We start from the raw sequence: 21520 nt of genomic DNA on the forward strand, positions 1-21520 counted from the left end.
CGGACTCACAGGGGAGGTGACAGTACTCGACGACCGGCTCGTCGTTTTCGACGCCGGCGTACGCGTGGATCAGTCCGCCCTCGTCCCACTCGTCGATGAGTTCGCCGAGGGTGCCCTCGAAGACGATCTCTTCGCTGTCGCCCGCCTGCTGGTCGTCGATCGTGACGACCGCGAGCATGTACTCGCTGAGCAGACCGGAGGCGTCGACGTGGTCCACACCGTTCTGGTTGCCCGTCGACTCGTCGCCGTCGAGCGTGATCTGGACGTAGCCGGGGTTGTGTTTCACGCAGACGTCCCAGCAGTACTTGTAGGAGTCGCCGGGCTTCGCGTCCGTGATGTCGAGGAAGCCGTCGACGACTTCGATCGTGGCGTCGTCCTCTTGGGCCGCAGCCAGCATCGCGTCGAACGTCTGTTCGTCCGGCCCGATCCCGTCTTGGTCGACGACGTGGGTCGACTGCGTGACTTCGAGCTCGAACTGCCCCGCGGTGATCGTGTTGTTCTCGAAGCTCTCCTCGTCGCTGAAGTACGCGGTCGTCCCAAGGCCCGCACCGGCGGAGGCCACGCCCATCGCCCCGAGCCCGACCAGCATCTTACGCCGCGAGAGTCCGATTGTATCGTTTTCCATGATGTGTCATCCCCATTGGGGAAGTCCCACCGACGGAGTCGAACCGTCGTAACGCGCCCGCGTGGGAGGTAACCGAAATACAGGATCGTCCCGATCAGCGGAAGTCGATCCCCATCCAGTCTTGCGTGGTGTAGTCGCCCTCAGAGCCCTCGAATCGGACGTTCCCGGTCACAGTCACGCCAGTGGTCGTGTCCACGCCCGGAATGGCGAGGTACATCGCGCCACCCGAGGAACTGACCATCGACGGCGAGGCGGGAGACCCGTTCACTTGAACGTCTTTAACGACGGTTTCGACGCCGTTCCCGCTCGCACTGTACGCAGTGAGTGCGACGTCGACGGTCGACGGGACGCCACCCTGCCACTCCGGATCGCCGGTGGCTGAACCGTTCGCCGTGCCGTCGGTGACATCAGTGTCAACTACGGTCCGACCGTTGATCTCGAGCGAGGCCGTGGCGGGTGAACTGCCGGTGTCGATCTGAGCGACGAACCCGACGTCCTGGTTCGCGGGGAATACGTCTCCGAGGTTGCTACCGAACACGTCCTGGTCTTCGACGCCTGGGCTGTCACCGTGGACCTGGATCTCGCCGCGTCCGGATCCACCGCGAGCGAGTGCCTGCATGTTCAGCGCCTTCTCGAAGGAGATCGACGAGAACCCGTCACCCGTCGCGTACGGGCTCGCCGGGTTCGCGTTGTGGCGTTCCTGTTCCGCGTAGAACTCGAAGTCGAACTCCACGGCGTCGGTCTGGATCTCGTTTCCGACCTCGGTGGGGAGCACCCAGTCGATACAGAGGCACGGGCCCTGCTGGGTGCTTCCGTCCTCGCTGGGCGGGTACGCGCCGGAGTCAGTCCCGCCGTCGACGAAGAATCCGAACTCGAGATCGTCCGCGAGGTCCGCGAGCGTGTACCCCTCCGGGTTGTTCATCTCACGGATCACGGTGTAATCCTCCGTTTCCGTGTCGTATTCGCAGTACGAGACCGTGACCAGAATCGACTCGCTCAGTTCACCCTCCCCCTCGCCGTCGTTCGGCGAACCGATCGTCCCGGCTCCGGTAGCGTCATCTTCCGCCTCCGGCTCGGTTTGGCCGTTCTCGTAATCGATCGCTCCGCTTTCGCTACCGATCCAGAGCCACGCGGGGTTGTCGACGACCTTCGGACAGAACACCAATTGGCCGCTGTCGCCGGGTTTGACGTCGGAGAGTTCATATGAGTAGTCGGAGGGCATCCCGTTGATCGTGCCCGAATCGCCGCCGCTTCCCAGACGGTTACCCTGATCATACGAAGTCTCGTAGTCGACGATCAGGTCGAGTTCGCCCGCGGTGAGCGTGTTGTCGGTGAAGCTCTCCTCGTCGCTGAAGTACGCCGTCGTTCCGAGTCCCGCACCCGCGGAGGCCACGCCGATCATGCCGAGGCCGCCGAGCATCTGCCGCCGCGAGAGTCCGAAGTTGTTGTTATCGTCCATTGGTTATCCCTGGCGTCTTCGGCCAGTACCCCTCCCTTAGCGGAAGGGGGGATAGTTACGACTCGACACGTCGGATCCTAACGCCGCCATCGGCCGACCGAACCCGACCATCGACCGATATAATCGCCCGTTCGGCCGAGATGCGCAGATTTTCGGGACTTTAGAAGATCGACCGAAGAGAACGGATGGCGGGCCATACCGGCTGCCTCGGACTGCCTACCGGACTCGTCGGTACACCCTACCGCTCTCTCTGACACTCCCTACCGGATCCCGTGGGATCGCCTACCGTGGATCGGGGCGGATCGGCCGTTTTCGATAGGTAACACGTGACAGACAGTATGGCGCGCATACATATCCTCCCAGTTGTCGTTTACGTTCTCGAACGAGGTGTTTCCCATTTCCCTACAGATCCGATCCGACTCGCTCCCGGAGACCGTCATCCACGACGTGCTCTCGAACAGCCGCCGGAAGAACGCCCTCCGCGAGCTGCGGACGCGTGGCGGGGCGGTCTCGGTCAGGGAGCTCTCCGAGGCGATCGCCGCCGACGAGACGGGCGAGTGGCCCGCCCCGCGCTGCGTGCGCGAGAGCGTGTACGCCTCCCTCCACCAGACGCACCTGCCGCGGCTCCACGACCTCGGCGTCGTCGAGTACGACCGCACGCGCAAGGAGGTCCGCGCGTGCCGGGGCGCACGCGACGTGGAGCGGTACATGACCGTCGTGGCCGGCTACGGGTTCACCTGGACGGAGCTGTACCAGATGCTCGGCGTCGTGACGCTCTGTGTCGTCCTCGCGGCCCAACTCGGCACTCCGGTGATCGGCGCGATCGACCCGCTGCTCTGGACGAGCGGCGCGCTCGCGGCGTTCGCGGTCGTGACCGTCGCCCAGCTCTGGGCGGCCTACCGGCTCTCGATGCCGCTCCCGCGGTGACGTTCGGATCTGATCCCTTCCGACTCCGTCGTGCTCCGAGTGGTGGCTCAATTGGGCGCGCGTTCGGCTGAAACGGTTGTTATATTTCGAGTGCTAGTGGTACGGGTGTTTCGTGAGTGATCGGATCGATGAGAACGGGATCGTTGCTGGGGCGGTGAGTTCTTTCAAAGCCCCAGCCGGCTCCGGTCGAGGGCCTCGCTGCGGTCCTCGTCGCTCACTATGTTCGCTCCTGCGGTCCTTACGTCGGCCGTCTTCCCGGAGCCGACTGCCCCTTTGAGTCCCACCCCACCCCGCAACCGCCCCGCAACCGCCCCGCACCTCACGCCTCCCCAGCCTCGCTACTCGCGGTTTCACCGCTCGCAGCGTCCCTCGCGGGCTCTCGCCGGCGGCGTTGCCGCCGGCTGTCAGAGGGACCTCCGGTCCCTCGCTACTCGTGCCCTGTCGGGCACTCGGAGGCGCAGGGCGAGAGCGAAGCTCTCGCTTGAAGCCGGCGGCAGAGCCGCCGGCGACAGCGAGGCGCTACGCGCCTCTAGCAGCCGGCGCAAAGCGCCGGCGACGCCACCGCGATCGCTCGTTGCTTAGGCTATACTGAGCGATCGCGATCCGTCATCGGTTCACCGGTGAGCGAACGCACCCATCAGCCGGAAATATCAGAGATGTCCCGTCAGCCGAGATCGATCCGCTCGGCTCCCGGTCACGCGTCAGTGGGATCGTCCGGCTCCGCGTCGGTTTCGGCGACGGCCCGGATCGGTGCGCCGTCGGCGTCGATGGCCAGCGGATACGCGTGGAGGGTGACTCGTCGGGGGAGTCGTTCGAGACCGGTCAGGTTCTCGATGATCAACCGCTCCGCGCCGAGCAGGGCGTGGTGGGCCGGCACGCCCGGGGGCTCGTCCGAATCCGCGCGCTCGGTCGGCGTCGGATCGGGATTGAGCGTGTCGGTGGCTACGTGATGACCACCCTCCACACAGCGTCGAGCCGTCTCGGAGTCCAGGTACGGGTGATCGAGGTACCTCTCGGTCCCCCAATGGTCGTCCCAACCGGTTCGAAACGCCAGCAGCTCCGCGTCGGTCTCGGGGACCACGTCCGGAGGGATCGCCTCGCGTGCCCCGACGTCACCGCAGTCGACGATCCGGGCGTCGAACCGGAACCGATCGATGCCGTAAGAGCCGAGCGTCCGCCCGTCGGGTTCGGTGTGGCGCGGGGCATCGACGTGCGTCCCGGCGTGACTCCCCAGTTCGAGAGCGGTCACCTCGTAGCCGTCCGCTTCGTGGGTCGCGTGAGAGGAAAGCGACACGTCCGGATCACCGGGATACGTCAGCGTTCCCGTCTCGATCCGATGCGTACAGTCGTACAACGGCATGGTTCACCTCCCGCAACGTGCCGGATAACCCTGTCCCCGATTCCGAAACCGTCCGCGAACGAAGCGGGTGGTTCGCCGACGATCTTTTTAGGCCCGCCTAAGATTCGAAAGAGGTTTAATCCTTTAGGGAGGCCTAAACCACATGACGAGACACACCGATGGGGTCGGAACGCCTCGCCACGACGCGGTCGAGTACGGCGGTGCGGTCATCGGTTCGGCCCTCCTCGCGGGCTGTATCGGCGACGAGTCCGACGGGACGGTCGGCGAGGAGTCGTTCGACCGCGAGGAACTCGCAGGCGTCGTGAACGGGGGCGAGGAGTGACCGTCTCGTTCGACCGCGACGTCGTCGTGATCGGCGGGGGTCCGGCGGGTTCCTCGGCCGGCGTCTTCCTCGCCCGCGGCGGACTCGACGTGGCGGTCTTCGACCGCGGCCGGTCCTCGCTCGCCCGGTGTGCCCACCTGGAGAACTACCTCGGATTCCCCGCCGGGATCGACGTCGGGACGTTCGCCGATCTCGCACACGACCACCTGCGGCGAGCGGGCTGTACGGTCGTCGACGACCTGATCGAGTCGGTCGAGCGTCGGGATGCGACCGGCGGCTCCACCGCTGACGACGAGATCGCATCGGATGACGCCGACGGGTGCATGGGCTTCCGAATCGTCCCACAGGAGGGCGCTCCCGTCACGGCCCGACGCGTCGTCGCGGCCACGCGATACGGCGGCGAGTACCTCCGCGGACTCGACGACGGTGCGGCGATGTTCGAGACTCGCGAACACCACGGAGAGACGACCGAACACTTCGACCGCGAGTACGCCGACCGCGACGGCACGACCCCGATCGACGGGCTCTACGTCGCCACTCCGTCCGAGGCCGACCGACAGGCGATCACGGCCGCCGCTCGCGGGGCCCGCGTCGGCAAGCGCGTCGTCGCCGACGCCCGGATCGACGAGGGATGGTGGCGCGCGGCCGCCGAGGGGGTCGACTGGCTCCGCCGCGAGGCCGAACTCGGCGAGGAGTGGGCAGACCGCGACCGCTGGGTCGAGTGGTTCGACGCGCACCACGCCGATGCCCCGGTCGACTCCGACTCGGAGCGGTACGCGCGGGTCCGGGAGGCGGCGATCGACGACGCGCTGTCGGCGTACGTCGACGCGGAGGAAATCGAGTCGCGGGCGGCGGCCGGCCGGCGGGCCGTGGCCGAGCGTCTGGACCCGGACTCCGTCGTCGACGCCCACGACCCCGACGCGCTGCTCGACGCGATGGACGACGAGGCGATCGCCGCGTACGCGACCGAGGAGGTCGGCGGCATCACGCGGGAGAACGCCCCCGAAACCGTCGATGGAGGGTGCCGATGAGCGGCGAAGGATCGACGGTCGGTGGCGGCGGATCGTCGATCGACGGCGAGACCGCGCGGAGACGGTCGACGGACCGGAGCCCGATCGGGTGGCTTCTCGATGCGAAACTCGTCGTCGTCGCGCTCTCCAGTCTCGCGGTGATCGTCGCCGCCGGGCTCGTCCAAGTGAGCTTCGGAGCGTACTCGATGACGGTCGGACAGGCCTGGCGCGCGGTCCTCGACCCCGCCGTCCTGCTCGATCCGCGGTGGCTGCTCAACTTCGTCGTCGGCGAGGGGCTGATGCGGGCGGTCACCGGATTCCAGGGAGAGCTTCCTCAACTGACTCACGAGACGCTCATCGTCTGGAACATCCGGCTGCCGCGGGTGCTCGTCGGCGTCCTCGTCGGGGCGAACCTCGCGGTCTCCGGGGCGATCTTCCAGGCGGTGACGCGGAACGAGCTCGCGAGCCCGTTCATTCTCGGCGTCTCCTCGGGCGCGGGGTTGACCATCCTGTTGACGCTCGTCGTCTTCGGGAGCCTCTCCGCGTTCCTCCCGCTGATCGCGGCACTCGGCGGGTCGATCGCCTTCCTGATCGTGTACGCGATCGCCTGGAAGAACGGGACGAGCCCCGTGCGGCTCGTGCTCGCGGGCGTGATCGTCGGTACCGTCTTCAGCTCGCTCCAGACGGCGCTGTTCTTCTTCGCCGACGACATCGGCGTCGTTCAGTCGGCGATCGCCTGGACCACGGGGTCGCTCACCGGGACCGACTGGGAACAGGTCCGGCTTGCGCTCCCGTGGTCGTTCGTCGCGGTGACGCTCTCGATCGCGGGGGCTCGACAACTGAACCTCCTGCTGCTCGGCGAGGGGACCGCGAAGGCGCTCGGGATGTCGATCGAGCGGGTGCGGTTCGCGCTGTCGGGCGTCGCGGTCCTCGCGGCGGCCGCCAGCATCGCGGTGGCGGGGATCGTCGGCTTCGTCGGCCTCATCGTCCCCCACATGGTCCGGAACCTCGTCGGAACCGACTACAAGCGACTGATCGTCGGCTGTCTGTTCGTCGGCCCGGCGCTGATGGTCGCCGCCGACGTCGGCGCGCGGCTCGGCATGAGCGTGATCGCCGGCACGGACGCGCAGATCCCGGTCGGTATCGTGACGGGGCTGGTCGGCGGGCCGTACTTCCTGTATCTGATGCGGAAACAGCAACACATGGGGGAGATCTGAGTGTCGACCGACGGACTCGAGAGGGCCTGGTCCGACGGGACGGACGGGGCGTCCGATTCGAACGGAACGAGCGGTTCGGCGGCCGCGAACCCGACCGACGACCCTGCGAGCGACCTCGACGGCGAGGGGCTCGTGTTGGGCTACCCGACGGCCGAGGAGCCGGTGGTCGACGGCGAGTCGATCGCCGTCGAGGCCGGCGCGGTCACCGCGCTCGTCGGCCCGAACGGGTCGGGCAAGAGCACCCTCCTGAAGGGACTCGCGAACCAACTCACGCCCGAGGACGGGTCGGTGTTGCTCGACGGTCGCGACGTTCACTCGATGGACACGAAGGCGCTCGCGCGGAAGCTGGGCCTGCTCTCACAGGAGAGTACCTCGCCGAACGGCATCGCGGTCGAGGACCTGGTGTATCACGGGCGGTATCCGCACCGTGGCTTCTTCGAGCGGACGACCGAGGCGGACGCGAGGGCGGTCGACCGCGCGATCGAGCTGGCCGGCTGTGACCACCTGCGCGACCGGGAGGTGGGCAGCCTCAGCGGCGGCCAGAAGCAGCTGGCGTGGATCGCGATGGTCCTCGCACAGGACACCGACGTCCTCTTACTTGACGAGCCCACGACGTTCCTCGACCTCCACCACCAGATGGAAGTGATGGAGATCATCGAGACCCTCCGCGACGAGAGCGAGGTCACCGTGGTCGTCGTGCTCCACGACATCGAACAGGCCGCGCGGCTCGCCGATCGCGTGGTCGCGCTCAAGGACGGCGAGATCCGCGCTCGCGGCCCGCCCGAGGAGGTCGTCACCGAGGACCTGCTCGCTGACGTGTTCCGCGTCGACGCCGAGGTCGTCGCCACGGAACGCGGCCCGCGGGTGACGCCGATCCGCGCGCGACACGAGGAGTGATCCCGCATCCGGCCCGACACGGGATGACTCCGATCGGCACCCGGACGCGGCGATCGGGCGGATCTTTTTAGGCTGACCTAAAGATCGGAACGGTTTTATTATTTTAGGCCAGCCTAAACATATGCTCAACGGCGACGAAGCACCTGACGGACCGACTCGTAGAGCGTTCGCGAAGTACGGCGGTACGGTGGCTCTCGGCGGCCTGCTCGCCGGGTGTACCGGCGGTGGCGATAGCGGCGGCGTCACGGCGAGTGGCGACGGCACAGAGACCGGTGACGGCGACGGCGACACAGAGGCCAACTCGACGACATCGAACGGATCGAACACCGAGGGTGAAGCGTCCGCCGGGCTCCCGTACACCGCCGCCATGGAACCCGTCGGTGAGGTGACCTTCGAGGCGGTCCCGGAACGGTGGGTCGCGTACGACGGCGGCTTCGCCGACATGGCCGTCGCGCTGGGGAAGGGTGACGGAGTGGTCGGGATCGGCAACGCCGACCGGTACTACACGTACGTCTACGACGAGCTTTCCGGAGTCGACGTCGATCGAAGTCCGATCGAGGCACACCCGGATGTCAGGACGAAAGAGCAGTTCTACGAGCTCGATGCTGACGTCCACCTGTACGATCCACAGATGCTCGTCAACTGGTTCGACTGGGGGGAAGACGACGTCACGGAGATCCGCGACAACGTCGCCCCGTTCTTCGGGAACCTGATCTTCAGACGATCGGATGAGTGGCACGATTACCGGTACTACACGCTGTACGAGGCGTTCGAGCGAGTCGCAGCGGCGTTCAACGAGCGCGAGCGCTACGAGGCGTTCGCCGAGCTTCACGAGTCGTTCATCGCGGACGTACAATCGCGCCTTCCGGCGACTGACGACCGGCCGAGCGTATTCCTGACGTTCGAGGGAACGGACGAACCGGAGACCTTCTCGCCGTACCGACTGATCGACAAGGGAACGAGCAAGAAGCAGTGGCTCGACCTGGGTGTGACCGACGCGCTCACGGGGACGGACATCGAGAACCTCAGCACCACGAACCGCGGCGAACTCGACTACGAGAACCTGATCGAGGTGGATCCCGACGTCATCCTCGTTCGCGGACACGAACGGAAATCGTCGACGGAGTTCCGCGACACTGTGCTCGCGTACATGGAGGATCATCCAGTCGGGAGCGAGCTTACGGCGGTCAAGGACGGACGCGTGTACCGCGGCGGCTACCTGTATCAGGGACCGATCCACAACCTCTTCCTGACCGAACGGGCCGCAAAGCAGCTGTATCCGGACGAGTTCGGCCCCGTCACCGGCGACGAGGAACTGTTCGACCGCCAGCGGATCGCGGACGTCATCAACGGAGAGTTCTGAACCATGACGAGCAACACCGACGCCGTCGAACCGGACGAATCGGCGACGAAACGGACGCGGCGCGACTACCTGACGTACGGCGGCGCGGTCGCCGTCGGCGGCCTGCTTGCCGGCTGTACCGGCGGCGGCGCGGAGTCCGATCCGGCCGGATCCGACGGAAACGGGACCGATCCGACGGACGGCGGATCGGGTGACTCGGACGACTCCACGGCGGACGACGCCGGCGACGAGAGCTACACCGCTTCGATCTCGCCGGTCGGCGAGGTAACGTTCGAGTCGCCGCCGGAGACGGTGTTCACGCGGCTCACGCATCACGCCGACATGGCGTTCGCGCTCGGTCGCGGCGACGGGATCACCGCGATGCACGCGCCCGACTACTACGACGGGCTCTGGAACCAGTACATCGAGCGGCTTCCGGGCGTCTCGCTCGACTGGTCCGGTCTGTACTCCTCGTGGGAGCCGGACAAGGAGAAGCTGTACGAACTCGACAGCGACGTCCACCTCGCGGATCCGGCGTGGATAACGCAACTCGAGAGCTGGGACCGCGAGGGCGTCGACGAGATCGCGGAGCGCGTCTCGCCGTGGTTCGGCAACTCGCTCAGCGACCGCCACCAGGAGCCGACGCCGGAGTGGGCCGACGGCTACGAGTACTACGGGCTCTGGGAGCAGTTCGAGCGTGTCGCCGAGGCGTTCGGCGAACGCGAGCGCTACGAGGCGCTCGCGGCCGTCCACGAGGAGATCCTCGGGACGATCGAGACGCGGCTGCCGCCGGAGGAAGAGCGCCCGACCGCGGTCATGATCGCCGCCGCCGACATCGAGGAGATCTACGCGTACACCCTGAGCAATCCCGGCTTCCTCACGTCGCACACGCGTCCGCTCGGCCCGCGAGACGCCTTCGAGGGTAGCGTCGAGTCCGGCACGGTCGTCGACTTCGAAACCATACTTGACGCCGACCCCGACGTGATCCTCTACCTCGGCGGCATGGAGCCGGGGACGGACATGGCCGGACGACGGGCCGCCTTCGAGGAGGACCCGGTCGGCTCGGAGGTCACCGCGGTTCGAAACGACCGCATCCACCCGCAGGGCGCCCGATACCAAGGGCCGATCCTGAACCTCTTCCAGTTGGAGATGACGGCGAAACAGCTCTACCCCGACGCGTTCGGCGAGTGGCCCCGATACGAGTCCGGGCCGTACCCGGAGATCCCCGAGGACGAACGGCTGTTCGACCGCGAACGGGTCGCGGAGATTATCAACGGTGACGCGTAGATGAGCGGCATGGAGTACGACGTGCTCGTCGTCGGTGGCGGCGTCGCGGGACTGTCCGCGGGAACGTTCACGGCCAGACACGGGCTGGAGACGCTCGTCTGTGACGCCGGCGGGTCGCTGCTCCGGCGCAACGCCCACCTCGAGAACGTCCCCGGATTCCCCGCGGGGGTCAACTCGCGCCAGTTCCTCGCGCTGCTCGGAGAACAGGCCGAGAACGCCGGCGCCGAGCGTCGCGAGACTCGCGTGACGACCGTCCAGCCCACGACCGAGGACGGTCCTGAAGGCGACGGTGGTTCCGATGGCGACGATGGTTCCGACGGCCCCGACCGGAGACGGTTCCGAATCGAGACGATCGACGGGGACCGACTCGGTGCCGACTACGTCGTCGCCGCCACGAAGAACGCGACCGGCTACCTCGAGGAGGTCGACGGCGTCGACCTCCTCGATCGCGGGAAGACGTTCGTCGACGCGGACGAGCGCGGACGGACCGGCGTCGACGGCCTGTACGCCGCGGGTCGACTCGCGAGGAAACCCCACCAGGCGGCGGTGGCCGCGGGCCACGGCGCGGAGGTCGGCGTGACGATCCTCGAGGACGACGACCGGCCGTTCTACCACGACTGGGTCGCGCCCGAGGGGTACTTCTCCGACCGGGATCGGCCGATCCCTCCGGGGTGTGAAGAGATCGGCGAAGCGGAGCGCCGGGAGCGCGAGGCGGCCTCCCTCGAGGCGATGCGCGACCGATTCGCGGAATCGCATCCGGACGACCAGGAGACGCACCCGAGTCTCCGGGAGGAGTAGGAGGGACCTCAGGCGCCGTCGAAGCCCTGTTCGGCGAGCGCGTCCTCCATCGTCGCCAGCAGGAATTCGACGTTCTGCGGGCGTGCGGAGTAACCCATACAGCCGATGCGCCAGATGTCGCCCGCGAGGTCGCCGAGCCCGGAGGCGATCTCGAGGTCGTACTCCTCGAGGAGGTAGTCGATGACTGCGGCGTCGTCGACGGCGTCGGGCACGCGGACCGCGTTGAGGCTGGGCAGCCAGTACTCGTCGGGCGCGTTCATTTCGAGGCCCATGTCCTGGAGGCCGGCCTTCAGGTCGCCGGCGACGTCGAGATGCCGCTCCCATCGGCTCTCGATTCCCTCCTCGGCGACGAGCCGGAGCGCCTCCCGGATCGCGTACACGTTGGTGATCGGCGCGGTGTGGTGGTACGCGCGCTCGTCGCCCCAGTACCCCTCCAGAAGCGAGAGGTCGAGGTACCACGACCGGGGCTGCTCCTCGCGGTCGAGCACCTTGTCCATCGCCCGGTCGTTGAGCGTGAGCGGGCTCGCGCCCGGCGGACACGAGAGACACTTCTGTGGTCCGGAGTACGCCACGTCGACGTCCCACTCGTCGACGCGCATCTCGACGCCGCCGAGCGACGTGACGCAGTCGGCGATGACGTACGCGTCGTGGGCGTGCGCGATGTCGGTAAGCTCCGGGACGTGCGGCTGGAGGACGCCGGTCGAGGTCTCCGCGTGAACGAACCCGAACACGTCCGGCTGGTGTTCGTCGAAGGCCGCCTCGACGTCGGCGGGGTCGAGCGGCTCACCCCACGGCGCGTCGACCTCGACGACCTCGCCGCCGGCGCGCTCGGCCATCGAGGCCATCCGCCCGCCGAAGTAGCCGTTCGTCGGGACGAGCATCGTGTCGCCGGGTTCGACGAGGTTGCCGATGGCGGCCTCCATCGACGCCGACCCGGTCCCCGAGACGGGGATCGTCCACTGGTTGTCGGTCCGGAACGTGTACCGCAACAGTTCCTGGACCTCGTTCATTATCTCGACGAACGAGGGATCGAGGTGGCCGACGAGCGGCGTGCTCATCCCGCGGAGCACCCGCGGGTGGACCTCGCTCGGGCCCGGCCCCATCAGCGTTCGGTTCGGCGGCGAGAGTTCCCCGAATTGGGGCGCTTCGTCGTCCGCGACAGTCTCCAACGATCGATCGGACATACAGGGCGTTCTCGCGGCGGACGTAAAAAACACGACGGAACCCGAAACGTGGCGGGAGCCGAAATGTGACCGAACCCGAATGGCGGAGTCGACGTCCACGACCACACGGTCGCCGTCGGTCTTTCGGCTCCGTTCGCCCGATCTCCGGGAGAGCGACGAGAGGGGGGTTCGGTCGCTACTCCGCGTTCGTCACGAAGTCCGGCTCGACGCGCTTCTCCTCGTACTCCGCGACGAGATGGTCGACGAACACGTCGAGGTCGACGTCGCCGCGCTGGTTCTCGAAGCGGTCGCGCACGGAGACGGTGCCGGCCTCGGCCTCGTCATCGCCGACGACGACCATGTACGGGAGCCGGTCGTCGTGGCCCTGGCGGATCTTCCGGCCGACCGTCCAGTCGCGGTCCTCGACCTCGACGCGAATGCCCACGTCCGCGAGCGCGTTCTTCACGCGATGGGCGTACCCGAGCGTCTCGTCGGAGACGGGGAGGATCCGCACCTGCTCGGGCGCGAGCCACAGCGGGAAGTCGCCGTCGAAGTGCTCGATGAGCACCATGAAGAAGCGTTCGTAGCTTCCGTACAGCGCGCGGTGGATCATCACCGGCTGATGCTCCTCGTTGTCCTCGCCCGTGTAGGTCAGCCCGAAGCGCTCTGGCATGTTGAAATCGAGCTGGACCGTCGGACCGTCCCAGACGCGACCCAGGGCGTCCTCGAAGCCGAAGTCGATCTTCGGCCCGTAGAAGGCCCCGTCACCCGGCTCGACGTCGTAGTCGTAGCCGCCCGACTCGAGCACGTCGCGAAGCTGGTCCTCGGCGGACTCCCAGATCTCGTCGCCGCCGACGGACTTCTCGGGGCGGGTCGCTAACGCGACCTCGACCTCCAGGTCGAGGGTCTCGACGACCTCGAAGATCATCTCGATGACCGACTCGATCTCCGCCCGGATCTGGTCGGGTCGGACGAAGAGGTGGCCGTCGTCGATGGTGAACGACCAGACCCGAGAGAGCCCCGACAGCTCGCCGCGCTGCTCCTTGCGGTACACCTTCCCGTTCTCGAAGTAGCGCTGCGGGAGGTCGCGGTACGACCAGTTCTGCTGGTCGAAGATCGTCGCGTGGCCCGGACAGTTCATGGGCTTGAGCCCGTACTCCTCGTCGTTGACGTCGAGGAGGAACATGTCGTCCTTGTAGTTCTCGTAGTGACCGGATTGCTTCCACAGCTCCGTCCGGAACACGTGGGGCGTCTCGACCTCCTCGTAGCCGTTCTCGCGGTTGAGCGCGTTCGCGAACCCGGAGAGTTCGTTCAGGACGGTCTTGCCCGGCGGGTGATACAGCGGGAGGCCCGGCCCCGTCACCGTCGGGATCGAGAAGAGGTTCATCTCCTGGCCGATCTTCCGGTGGTCGCGCTCCTTGGCCTGCTCGCGCATCTCGAGGTGTTCCTCGAGGTCGGACTCGGAGGCGAACGCCGTCCCGTACACGCGCGTGAGGGTGTCGTTTTCCTCGTCACCGCGCCAGTAGGCCGCCGACACCTCGAGTAACGCCGCCGCGCCGACCTCGCCGGTCGACTCGACGTGCGGCCCCCGACAGAGGTCCTGCCAGCCGTCCTGGACGTAGAAGGTCACCTCGTCGTCGTCCGCCTCCTCCTCCAAGATCTGGCGTTTGTACTCGTTGTCGGCGTAGATCTCCATCGCGTCCTCGCGCGAGCGGACGACCCGCTCGACGTCGTAGTCGGCCGCGATGATCTCCTCCATCTCGGCCTCGACGGCGTCGAGGTCGTCCTCGTCGAGGTCGACGTCGGTCACGTCGTAGTAGAACCCCTCGTCGGTCGGTGGACCGATCGTGAGGGTCGCCTCGGGATGGAGCCGCTGGAGCGCCTGTGCGAAGACGTGCGCGGCCGTGTGGCGCAACACCGTCAGGTACTCGTCGGACTGGTCGGTGACGATCTCGATCCGATCGCCGTCCGTTACCTCGGCGTACTTCTCGACGAGTTCGCCGTCGATCTTGCCGGCGACCGTGTCGCTCCCGAGCCCGGGGCCGATCTCGTACGCGACGTCCTCGACGGTCGATCCGGCCGGTACGGAGAGCTCCGACCCGTCCGGGAGGACGACCGTCACGTCGCCGCGCGCGTCCGTCTCGCTCATACCCTCGGAAAACCGGACGAGCGGCATAAGTGTTGTTCGATCCGCGCGGAACGTGACCGGCATCCTCACGGACTCCCGGAGCCGTATCCCGACACCGCCATCCCGCCGATGGAAACACACAAACCGACCGGCAACCCTTGCCCCTACATGACCACCCATCGCGAGCCCCTCCCGTCGGTGCTGGAGACGATCGGCGAGACGCCGCTCGTCCGGGTCCACGACTCCCCGGACGCGGCGCCGGTGTACGCGAAACTCGAGTCGTTCAACCCCGGTGCGAGCATCAAGGACCGCATCGGGAAGTACATGCTCGAACGCATGCTCGAGCGAGGCGACCTCGAGCCCGGGGGAACGGTGATCGAACCGACCGCCGGCAACACCGGCATCGGGATCGCAGTCGCCGCCGAACAGCTCGACGTGAACGCCGTTTTCGTCGTCCCCGAGCGGTTCTCCGTCGAGAAACAACAGCTGATGCGGGCGCTCGGCGCGGACGTGATCAACACGCCGACCGAGGACGGGATGGGGTTCGCCATCGAGCGCGCCCACGAGATCGCCGAGGAGCTGGACGGCGCGGTGGTTCCCCAGCAGTTCTCGAACCCGCTCAACGCCGAGGCGCACTACGAGACGACGGCCCCGGAGATCGACGACGCCCTCGACGGCGAGGTGGGAGCCGTCGTCGCCGGCTGCGGCACCGCCGGGACGCTGATGGGAACGGCCCGGTACTTCCGCGAGCGGCACCCCGACGTCCACGTCGTCGCCGTCGAGCCCACCGGCTCCGCATACCGCGAGTTCTTCGGCGAGGACGTCGACCACGAGGAGTACAAGACCGAGGGCATCGGCACCCACGAAATCGAGACCAACGAGCTGTTCGAACCCGACCTCGTCGACGAGATCCACGCGATCCCCGACCGCGAGGTACACGAGGAGATGGGCCGACTCGCGAGCGAGGAGGGCCACCTCGTCGCCTCCTCGTCGGCCGCGAACGCGCTCGCCGCGAAGCGGGTCGCCCGCGGGATCCACGACGGCGATGTCGACGCCCCCCACGAGAGCGTTGTGACCGTCTTCGCGGACTCCTCCGAGCGCTACCTCTCGAAGGGCGTCTATCGCGACTTCGAGGAGTGGGAGGGCTGACCGTCCTGACCTTCGGGGGAGATCCGGGGAGCGACGGATCGCGTCGCGTCCGGTGTCACCCGATCAGCCGCCCGTGTTCGACCTTCATACACCGGTCCTGTATCACGTCGATCCCGTCGGCCTCCGCTTCGGCGGCCGCCTCGTCGTGGTTGATCCCCAACTGGAGCCACGCGGTCCCCGCGTCGCCCCGTTCTGCGTGTCGCTCGCGGACCGCTTCGAGGATCTCCGGCACCTCCTCGCTCGGCCGGAACACGTTCACGACGTCGAGATCCTCGTCCACCTCCGCGAGTTCGTCGTAGGCGGGCTCGCCGAGCACCTCGTCGGCGAACGGGTTCACCGGGATCACCCGGTAGCCGTGTCGCTGGAGGTACGCCGGCACGTCGTGAGCCGCCTTCCCGGCGGTCGTCGAACAGCCGATCACGGCGACCGTGTCGGCCGAGAGCGCGCGCTCGAGTCCCGCGTCGTCGGTGATGGGCATGCTCGCGCTTGGTCGGCGAGGGTCCTAAACGTTGGCTGGCTCAGGCCAGCCGGATCTCGATCTCCTCGTCCTCGGAGATCGTCACGATCCCGTCGAACAGCTGTTTGAGGGTGTTCAGGCTCTGGTCGTCGTGGGCCGTCGAGTCGATACTGAACAGCCCGAGGCCGTCGACGCTCTGGACCCGGCCGGTGAACACGTGGAGGAACCGGAAGACCGTCTGGAGGTCCGAGTACATCAGCAGCGTCGACAGCGAGTGGACCATGATCCGGTTGCGGTCGAACCCGCGGTCGCCGAACGCCTGGAGGAACTCCGAGAGATTGATCCCGATACCCGTCATGTCGACCGGCGAGGAGGCGTACTTGATCCGGTCGGAGTCGCGAACGTCAGACCCCTGCTGTCGGGTGACGCAGTCGACGACTGCGACGGGTTTCCCATCGTAGGAGACCCGCTTCTCGTAGTCTTTCAACACCCGATCCGCACCGTCTTTCGTCGTGACGACGATGGCACCGTCGCCGCGCTCGGTCCCGTCCGCGAGGACGTCCATCGCGAGCGACCGCTTCCCGGTGAGTGGCGGTCCGGTGAGAAGCAGGTTCGTTCCCGGTTCCACCTCCGCGTCGAGGTGGGGGGTCAAATCATACATGAGTGTACCTCGATCGCGGGGGGATCGACGCGGACCGCTCGTTCGACGACCGTCTCCGACCGGGATACATCGACTACGGAAAACATCTCCAGTCCCGGTAATATTCTTTTTGATCGGTCGCCGGCACGACGAGAGCGTCGTCGCCGATCAATTCGGATCGCGGGACTTAAAACCGTCAGCGGGATACCGATCGGTACGGGCGCTTAGCTCAGTCTGGATAGAGTGCTTGGCTTCGGACCAAGTTGTCGCGGGTTCAAATCCTGCAGCGCCCATCCTTCTTCACCACACTTCAGATTCACACGACAGCAGGGGTTCAATATAAAACACCCCCGCAAACATGGTCTGGATTCCAACCCGTTACGGGTTGGGGGGCTCTGCTGTCTGCCATTCGGCAGAATGACCTCTAACAGACACGATCTGTTGGCAGGGGTGTAGGCGGTGTTCGGAGCGGATCGAGAGTGAGGCGGGTGCTTTCGAAGTGATATCTCCGACTCTCCGACTACTCGACCGAGACCCACTCGCCGCGCTCGTCGGAGCGTTCGATCGCATCGAGGGTTCGCTGGACGCGGTAGCCGTCCTCGAACGACGGCGAGAACTCGCCGCCCTCGGCGACCGCCGAGAGGAACTCGTAGTTCTCGTGAACGAACGTGTGCTCCCAGCCGAGGACGTGACCCGGCGGCCACCAGTGATCGACGTACGGGTCCGACTCGTCGGTGACGAGCACCGTCTCGTAGCCGCGGTCGCCCTCGCGGAGCACCTCGAGCTCGTTCAGTCGCTCGAGCGAGAACCGCAGGCTCCCCTTCGATCCGTGGACCTCGATCGTGTGGTCGTTCTTGTGGCCGGTCGCGAACCGCGACGTCTCGAAGGTGCCCATCGCGCCGGATTCGTAGGCGACCTGCGCCGAGAACGCGTCGTCGACGGTCACGTCGCGGTACTCCTCGACCTCGCCATCGTCGTCGAGGACGGGGCGCTCCTCGACGAACGTCTCGAGGTGTCCGGAGACGCGGTCGATCCCGCCGACGGCGTTGCCGACCAGGAACCCCGCGAGGTCGATCGAGTGTGCGCCCAGGTCGCCGAGCGCCCCGGAGCCGGCGAGGTCGGCGTCCATCCGCCACGCCCAGGGCGCGTCGGGGTCGACGAGCCAGTCCTGGAGGTACCGCCCGCGGACGTGCCGTATCTCGCCGATCTCGCCGTCCGCGATCAGGTTCCGCGCGTGCTGGATCGCCGGGACGAACCGGTAGTTGAACGCGCAGCCGGAGGGGACGTCGGCGTCGGCTGCCGCCTCGCGCATCCGCTCGGCACCCTCGAGAGTGGGCGCGAGCGGCTTCTCACAGAGAACGGGGACGCCCGCCTCCAGAGCGGCGACCGAGGGATCGACGTGGACGTGGTTCGGCCCGAGGTTGTAGAAGACGTCGACCGCCTCGATGGCGTCGGCCCAGTCGGTCTCGGTGTGAGAGAAGCCGAACCGATCGGCCGCCTCTGCGAGCGCCTCCTCGTCGCGCCCGACGAGCGTGTGCCGCTCGATGGCGGGCGCGTCCGGGAAGAACATCGGGAGCCGCGCCATCGCGTTCGCGTGCGCGTTACCCATGAATCGATACCCCAGAACGCCGATCTTCAGTGGTTCGTCGGTCATCGTTGTCGTGTTCCGTGTGTTCCGCGTCGAGCCGGCGTTGACGCCGGCTCGCTTCTTCACTCCGCCCAGTACGCGTCGCCCGGCCGCGTCTCGAAGACGGCCCGCGAGAGAACGTCGACGGCCTTTTCGAGTCCCTCGCTCGGGGACGTGAGCGAGTCCTCGTGTTCGATCGAGAGCGCGCCCTCGTAGCCGACCATCCGGAGCGTCGAGACGACGTCCTTCCAATGGGACTCGCCGTGGCCGTAGCCGATCGAGCGGAACAGCCACGAGCGGTCGGGCTCCTCGGTGTAATCGGTGGTGTCGAGAACGCCCTTCACGCGGGCGTTCGACTCGTACACCTTCGTGTCCTTGGCGTGGACGTGGTGGATGGCGTCGTGCTCGCCGAGGAAGCGAATCGCCTCCGTCACGTCGATCCCCTGCCAGTAGAGGTGTGAGGGGTCGAAGTTCGCGCCCACGCGCTCGTTCGTCGCCTCCCGGAGCGCGAGCATCCCGGTCGGCTCGTAGACGAGCATGTTCGGGTGCATCTCGATGGCGATGTCGACGCCGTGGTGGTCGGCGTGTTCGGCGAGGTCGCTCCAGTAGGGGATCGCGACCTCGTCCCACTGGTACTCGTGGGCCTCGGCGTGTTCGGTCGGCCACGGGGCGGTGACCCAGTTGGGCGTCGAGTCGCCGGGCGCGCCCGCGGGCAATCCGGAGAAGCAGGTGACGGTGTCGACGCCGAGCAGGTCGGCCAGCTCGATCGCCTCGCGCAGCTCCCGGTCCGCCTCCGCGGCGCGGTCCTCGTCGGGGTGAAGCGGGTTGTTGTGGGTCGCCAACGCGGAGACGCGCAGGTCGTGCTCGTCGAGCAGGTCGGAGAGTCCCGCCCGCTTCGACTCGTCAGCGAGGTACGCCTCGCGGTCGACGTGGTCCTCGCCGGGGAAGCCGCCGACGCCGAGTTCGACCGCGTCGACGCCGAGTCCCGAGAGGTACGCGAACGCGTCCTCGATCGATTCCTCACCGAGCGGAACGGTCAGTACGCCGATGTCCATGCGTGTGAATCTAACTACATCCCGAATAAACCTTTAGGATACGGTCAGCCCGTCGACGCCGACGCTCTGGGATCGAACCACATGAGGTTTTAACGGATGGAGCGTGTATGACGCCCATGGGAATCCTCTCGCGCGCCTCCTACGTCATCCGCTCCAAGGTGAACGCCCTCCTCAATCGGGCCGAGGACCCGACGGAATCGCTCGACTACTCCTACGAACAGATGCGCGACGAACTTCAGGACGTCAAACAGGGGATCGCGGACCTCACGACCCAGAAGAAGCGCCTGGAGATCCAGAAGCGCAAGCTCGAGGAGAACGTCGAGAAGCACAACCGACAGGCTCGGGAGGCGGTCCAGCAGGACCGCGACGACCTCGCGCGGAAGGCCTTAGAGAAGAAGAAGTCGAAGATGACTCAGATCGAGGAGCTGGAGGGACAGATCGCGAAGCTGAACGACACCCAGGATCAGCTCGTCGAGAAGAAGAACAAGCTCCAGAACCGCATCGAAGAGTTCCGCACGAAGAAGGAGACGATGAAGGCCCGCTACGAGGCGGCGGAGGCCTCCTCGCGCGTCTCCGAGGCGATGACCGGCGTCGGCGACGAGATGGAGGACGTGAGCCGTTCGATCGAGCGCGCCGAGGAGCGCACCGAGGAGATGGAGGCGCGCTCGGAGGCGATGGACGAGCTCGAGGAGACCGGCGCGTTCGAGGACGCGCTCTCCGATAAGGACAACATCGACCGTGAGCTCGACGAGCTCTCGACGAACAGCGAGGTCGACGCCGAACTCGAGACGCTCAAGGGCGAGCTCGGGAAGTCGGACGCCTCGAGCGGGGACGTGAACGGCGCGACCGAGAGCACGGACGAGGAGATCGACGCCGAGCTCGACGACCTCCAGGCGGACGTCGACGGCGCAGACCTCGAGGCGGACCTCTCGGACGACGACGTGGAGGTCGACCTCGAGGAGGACGTCGAGACCGACGTGGAACTCGAGGAGTCCGAGGTCGACGCCGACGAACAGCGGAGCTGAGGACGCTTTTCCGAATCGTCTCTCCCCGCCGACTCACCCGTGGGTGTACCCGCGATCCGGGAGCGAGTCGCCGTCGACGGTCACGCCCTCGTCCGCCTCACGAACCGTTCCAACCCTGACGAGCCCGGCCGGACACGCCTCGCGAGCCCGGTCGAGGGTCGGCTCCGGCACGGTACACACGAGCTCGAAGTCCTCGCCGAAGTGTGCGGCGAGCTCGAACCGTTCCCCCTCGTCGGCCACGTCGTCGACGGCGAGGTGGACGGGGACCGCGTCGCTCTCGAGTGCGAATCCGACTCCGCTCGCCTCCGCGAGCTGGTGGAGCGAGCGCGCGAGCCCGTCCGAGGAGTCCATCATCGCCGTCGCGCTCCCCGCGAGCGCGCGGCCGTCCGCGACCCGCGGCGTGAACCGGAAGAGGTCGTTCGCACGCTCGAGGGCGTCGTCGGTTCCTCGCTCGAAGAGCCGGAGCGCCGCCGCCGACCGTCCCCACTCGCCGGTGACACAGAGCGCCTCGCCCGGCGACGCACCTGACCGGGTGACCGCGCCGGAGGCCTCGGGAGAGCCGGAAGCGGAAGCGTCGGAGTCGTCGCGGGCGGCGTCATCGACGACGCTCCCGATGGCGGTCGTCGCGGTCGTGAACTCCGGGTGCGTGTCGAGGTCACCGCCGACGTACTCGGCGTCGACCGCCGCACAGACGTCGACCGCGCCGGCGATGAACTCGTCGAGATCGTCGGGGTCGAACGCCTCGTCCGCGTACACCGCCACTGCGGCGGTCGCCTCCGCACCCATCGCCGCCACGTCCGAGAGCGACGCGCCGACCGCGCGCCAGCCGGCGGTGTAGCGGGTCGTCCCCGGCGGGAAGTCGGTCCGCTCGTGGAGCATGTCCGTGGTGATAACGGTGCCGTCCACGACGGCGGCGTCGTCGCCGGCGCGGGGGAGGTCGGCCGCGAGTCTCCGGAGGGCGTCGCGCTCGTTCACGCTCCCCGAACGGGCCGGCGAGGGGTTAGATGGTTCGGTCGCCGGCGCGGGACGACG

Annotated in this window: 19 protein-coding genes, 1 tRNA gene and 1 pseudogene; 11 read left to right on the plus strand and 10 right to left on the minus strand. The window is 67.2% G+C overall.

Going from position 1 to position 21520, the window contains the following annotated elements; genetic code table 11:
- Positions 1-465: 465 nt before the first annotated feature.
- Both FN829_RS16465 and FN829_RS13075 read right to left on the minus strand, forming a co-directional pair.
- Positions 466-625: pseudogene (locus tag FN829_RS16465) on the minus strand (SipW-dependent-type signal peptide-containing protein); the annotation flags it as partial.
- A 94-nt stretch (positions 626-719) separates the two neighbouring features.
- Complete coding sequence (locus tag FN829_RS13075; protein ID WP_142987405.1) at positions 720-2084, minus strand: SipW-dependent-type signal peptide-containing protein; 1365 nt, start codon at positions 2082-2084, stop codon at positions 720-722.
- A gap of 447 nt (positions 2085-2531) precedes the next feature.
- Between FN829_RS13075 and FN829_RS13080 the strand changes: the two genes are divergently transcribed.
- Positions 2532-3011, plus strand: coding sequence for a DUF7344 domain-containing protein (locus FN829_RS13080; protein ID WP_246066536.1), 480 nt, complete (start codon positions 2532-2534; stop codon positions 3009-3011).
- Positions 3012-3705: 694 nt separating this feature from the next.
- On the opposite strand, the gene FN829_RS13085 is transcribed toward FN829_RS13080, so the two are convergent.
- The gene (locus FN829_RS13085) at positions 3706-4371 is read right to left on the minus strand and encodes a cyclase family protein (RefSeq protein WP_142987406.1); all 666 of its coding nucleotides are present in this window, start codon (positions 4369-4371) and stop codon (positions 3706-3708) included.
- A 142-nt stretch (positions 4372-4513) separates the two neighbouring features.
- Here FN829_RS13085 and FN829_RS13090 point away from each other — a divergent pair, with 142 nt between their 5' ends.
- The 7 genes from FN829_RS13090 (at position 4514) to FN829_RS13120 (ending at position 11244) form a co-directional block, all read left to right on the plus strand.
- Complete coding sequence (locus FN829_RS13090) at positions 4514-4693, plus strand: hypothetical protein (protein WP_142987407.1); 180 nt, start codon at positions 4514-4516, stop codon at positions 4691-4693.
- A complete protein-coding gene (locus tag FN829_RS13095; protein WP_142987408.1) occupies positions 4690-5724 on the plus strand; it encodes an FAD-dependent oxidoreductase in 1035 nt (344 codons plus the stop codon). The genes FN829_RS13090 and FN829_RS13095 overlap by 4 nt, the downstream gene beginning before the upstream one ends.
- Complete coding sequence (locus tag FN829_RS13100) at positions 5721-6920, plus strand: FecCD family ABC transporter permease (RefSeq protein WP_142987409.1); 1200 nt, start codon at positions 5721-5723, stop codon at positions 6918-6920. The genes FN829_RS13095 and FN829_RS13100 overlap by 4 nt, the downstream gene beginning before the upstream one ends.
- Positions 6921-7817 (plus strand): ABC transporter ATP-binding protein, encoded by an 897-nt coding sequence (locus FN829_RS13105; RefSeq protein ID WP_142987410.1) that lies wholly within the window; start codon positions 6921-6923, stop codon positions 7815-7817.
- 121 nt (positions 7818-7938) lie between these two features.
- Complete coding sequence (locus FN829_RS13110) at positions 7939-9180, plus strand: ABC transporter substrate-binding protein (protein ID WP_142987411.1); 1242 nt, start codon at positions 7939-7941, stop codon at positions 9178-9180.
- 3 nt (positions 9181-9183) lie between these two features.
- Positions 9184-10446 carry an ABC transporter substrate-binding protein gene (locus FN829_RS13115; RefSeq protein ID WP_142987412.1) on the plus strand — a complete coding sequence of 421 codons (1263 nt, stop codon included), beginning with the start codon at positions 9184-9186 and terminating at the stop codon, positions 10444-10446.
- On the plus strand, positions 10447-11244 hold the full coding sequence (locus tag FN829_RS13120) for an FAD-binding protein (RefSeq protein ID WP_142987413.1): 798 nt from the start codon (positions 10447-10449) through the stop codon (positions 11242-11244).
- Positions 11245-11252: 8 nt separating this feature from the next.
- Here the strand turns inward: FN829_RS13120 and FN829_RS13125 are convergent, their stop codons facing one another.
- Together FN829_RS13125 and thrS are read right to left on the minus strand one after the other, a co-directional pair.
- Positions 11253-12428, minus strand: coding sequence for a pyridoxal-phosphate-dependent aminotransferase family protein (locus FN829_RS13125; protein ID WP_142987414.1), 1176 nt, complete (start codon positions 12426-12428; stop codon positions 11253-11255).
- Between the two features lie 175 nt (positions 12429-12603).
- Positions 12604-14556 (minus strand): threonine--tRNA ligase, encoded by a 1953-nt coding sequence (gene thrS, locus FN829_RS13130; RefSeq protein WP_142987415.1) that lies wholly within the window; start codon positions 14554-14556, stop codon positions 12604-12606.
- Between the two features lie 147 nt (positions 14557-14703).
- On the opposite strand from thrS, the gene FN829_RS13135 reads away from it, so the two are divergent.
- Positions 14704-15684: a PLP-dependent cysteine synthase family protein gene (locus FN829_RS13135; protein ID WP_142987416.1), complete on the plus strand. Its 981-nt coding sequence runs from the start codon at positions 14704-14706 to the stop codon at positions 15682-15684.
- 55 nt (positions 15685-15739) lie between these two features.
- On the opposite strand, the gene FN829_RS13140 is transcribed toward FN829_RS13135, so the two are convergent.
- Positions 15740-16162: a CoA-binding protein gene (locus tag FN829_RS13140; protein ID WP_142987417.1), complete on the minus strand. Its 423-nt coding sequence runs from the start codon at positions 16160-16162 to the stop codon at positions 15740-15742.
- A gap of 40 nt (positions 16163-16202) precedes the next feature.
- Entirely contained in the window at positions 16203-16802 is a 600-nt protein-coding gene (locus FN829_RS13145; RefSeq protein ID WP_142987418.1) for an RAD55 family ATPase, read from the minus strand.
- 197 nt (positions 16803-16999) lie between these two features.
- Between FN829_RS13145 and FN829_RS13150 the strand changes: the two genes are divergently transcribed.
- Positions 17000-17074 (plus strand) — tRNA-Arg (locus FN829_RS13150).
- A 227-nt stretch (positions 17075-17301) separates the two neighbouring features.
- On the opposite strand, the gene FN829_RS13155 is transcribed toward FN829_RS13150, so the two are convergent.
- Both FN829_RS13155 and FN829_RS13160 read right to left on the minus strand, forming a co-directional pair.
- The gene (locus tag FN829_RS13155) at positions 17302-18435 is read right to left on the minus strand and encodes a Gfo/Idh/MocA family protein (RefSeq protein WP_142987419.1); all 1134 of its coding nucleotides are present in this window, start codon (positions 18433-18435) and stop codon (positions 17302-17304) included.
- Between the two features lie 56 nt (positions 18436-18491).
- On the minus strand, positions 18492-19463 hold the full coding sequence (locus FN829_RS13160; RefSeq protein WP_142987420.1) for a sugar phosphate isomerase/epimerase family protein: 972 nt from the start codon (positions 19461-19463) through the stop codon (positions 18492-18494).
- 116 nt (positions 19464-19579) lie between these two features.
- Here FN829_RS13160 and FN829_RS13165 point away from each other — a divergent pair, with 116 nt between their 5' ends.
- Entirely contained in the window at positions 19580-20488 is a 909-nt protein-coding gene (locus FN829_RS13165) for a PspA/IM30 family protein (RefSeq protein ID WP_142987421.1), read from the plus strand.
- A gap of 33 nt (positions 20489-20521) precedes the next feature.
- Here FN829_RS13165 and FN829_RS13170 read toward each other — a convergent pair whose 3' ends face one another.
- Positions 20522-21463: a thiamine-phosphate kinase gene (locus FN829_RS13170; protein WP_142987422.1), complete on the minus strand. Its 942-nt coding sequence runs from the start codon at positions 21461-21463 to the stop codon at positions 20522-20524.
- Positions 21464-21520 lie beyond the last annotated feature (57 nt).

This window comes from Halorubrum cibi (assembly GCF_900182635.1).
Classification (GTDB): Archaea; Halobacteriota; Halobacteria; order Halobacteriales; family Haloferacaceae; genus Halorubrum; species Halorubrum cibi.

What these genes read in the sequence shown, in the direction of transcription:
- FN829_RS13165 (WP_142987421.1), top strand. Translation starts at nt 19,580, where the DNA reads ATGGGAATCCTCTCGCGCGCCTCCTACGTCATCCGCTCCAAGGTGAAC.
- FN829_RS13135 (WP_142987416.1), top strand. Translation starts at nt 14,704, where the DNA reads ATGACCACCCATCGCGAGCCCCTCCCGTCGGTGCTGGAGACGATCGGC.
- FN829_RS13120 (WP_142987413.1), top strand. Translation starts at nt 10,447, where the DNA reads ATGAGCGGCATGGAGTACGACGTGCTCGTCGTCGGTGGCGGCGTCGCG.
- FN829_RS13125 (WP_142987414.1), bottom strand. Translation starts at nt 12,428, where the DNA reads ATGTCCGATCGATCGTTGGAGACTGTCGCGGACGACGAAGCGCCCCAA.
- thrS (WP_142987415.1), bottom strand. Translation starts at nt 14,556, where the DNA reads ATGAGCGAGACGGACGCGCGCGGCGACGTGACGGTCGTCCTCCCGGAC.
- FN829_RS13085 (WP_142987406.1), bottom strand. Translation starts at nt 4,371, where the DNA reads ATGCCGTTGTACGACTGTACGCATCGGATCGAGACGGGAACGCTGACG.
- FN829_RS13090 (WP_142987407.1), top strand. Translation starts at nt 4,514, where the DNA reads ATGACGAGACACACCGATGGGGTCGGAACGCCTCGCCACGACGCGGTC.
- FN829_RS13115 (WP_142987412.1), top strand. Translation starts at nt 9,184, where the DNA reads ATGACGAGCAACACCGACGCCGTCGAACCGGACGAATCGGCGACGAAA.
- FN829_RS13160 (WP_142987420.1), bottom strand. Translation starts at nt 19,463, where the DNA reads ATGGACATCGGCGTACTGACCGTTCCGCTCGGTGAGGAATCGATCGAG.
- FN829_RS13110 (WP_142987411.1), top strand. Translation starts at nt 7,939, where the DNA reads ATGCTCAACGGCGACGAAGCACCTGACGGACCGACTCGTAGAGCGTTC.
- FN829_RS13145 (WP_142987418.1), bottom strand. Translation starts at nt 16,802, where the DNA reads ATGTATGATTTGACCCCCCACCTCGACGCGGAGGTGGAACCGGGAACG.
- FN829_RS13100 (WP_142987409.1), top strand. Translation starts at nt 5,721, where the DNA reads ATGAGCGGCGAAGGATCGACGGTCGGTGGCGGCGGATCGTCGATCGAC.
- FN829_RS13140 (WP_142987417.1), bottom strand. Translation starts at nt 16,162, where the DNA reads ATGCCCATCACCGACGACGCGGGACTCGAGCGCGCGCTCTCGGCCGAC.
- FN829_RS13155 (WP_142987419.1), bottom strand. Translation starts at nt 18,435, where the DNA reads ATGACCGACGAACCACTGAAGATCGGCGTTCTGGGGTATCGATTCATG.
- FN829_RS13075 (WP_142987405.1), bottom strand. Translation starts at nt 2,084, where the DNA reads ATGGACGATAACAACAACTTCGGACTCTCGCGGCGGCAGATGCTCGGC.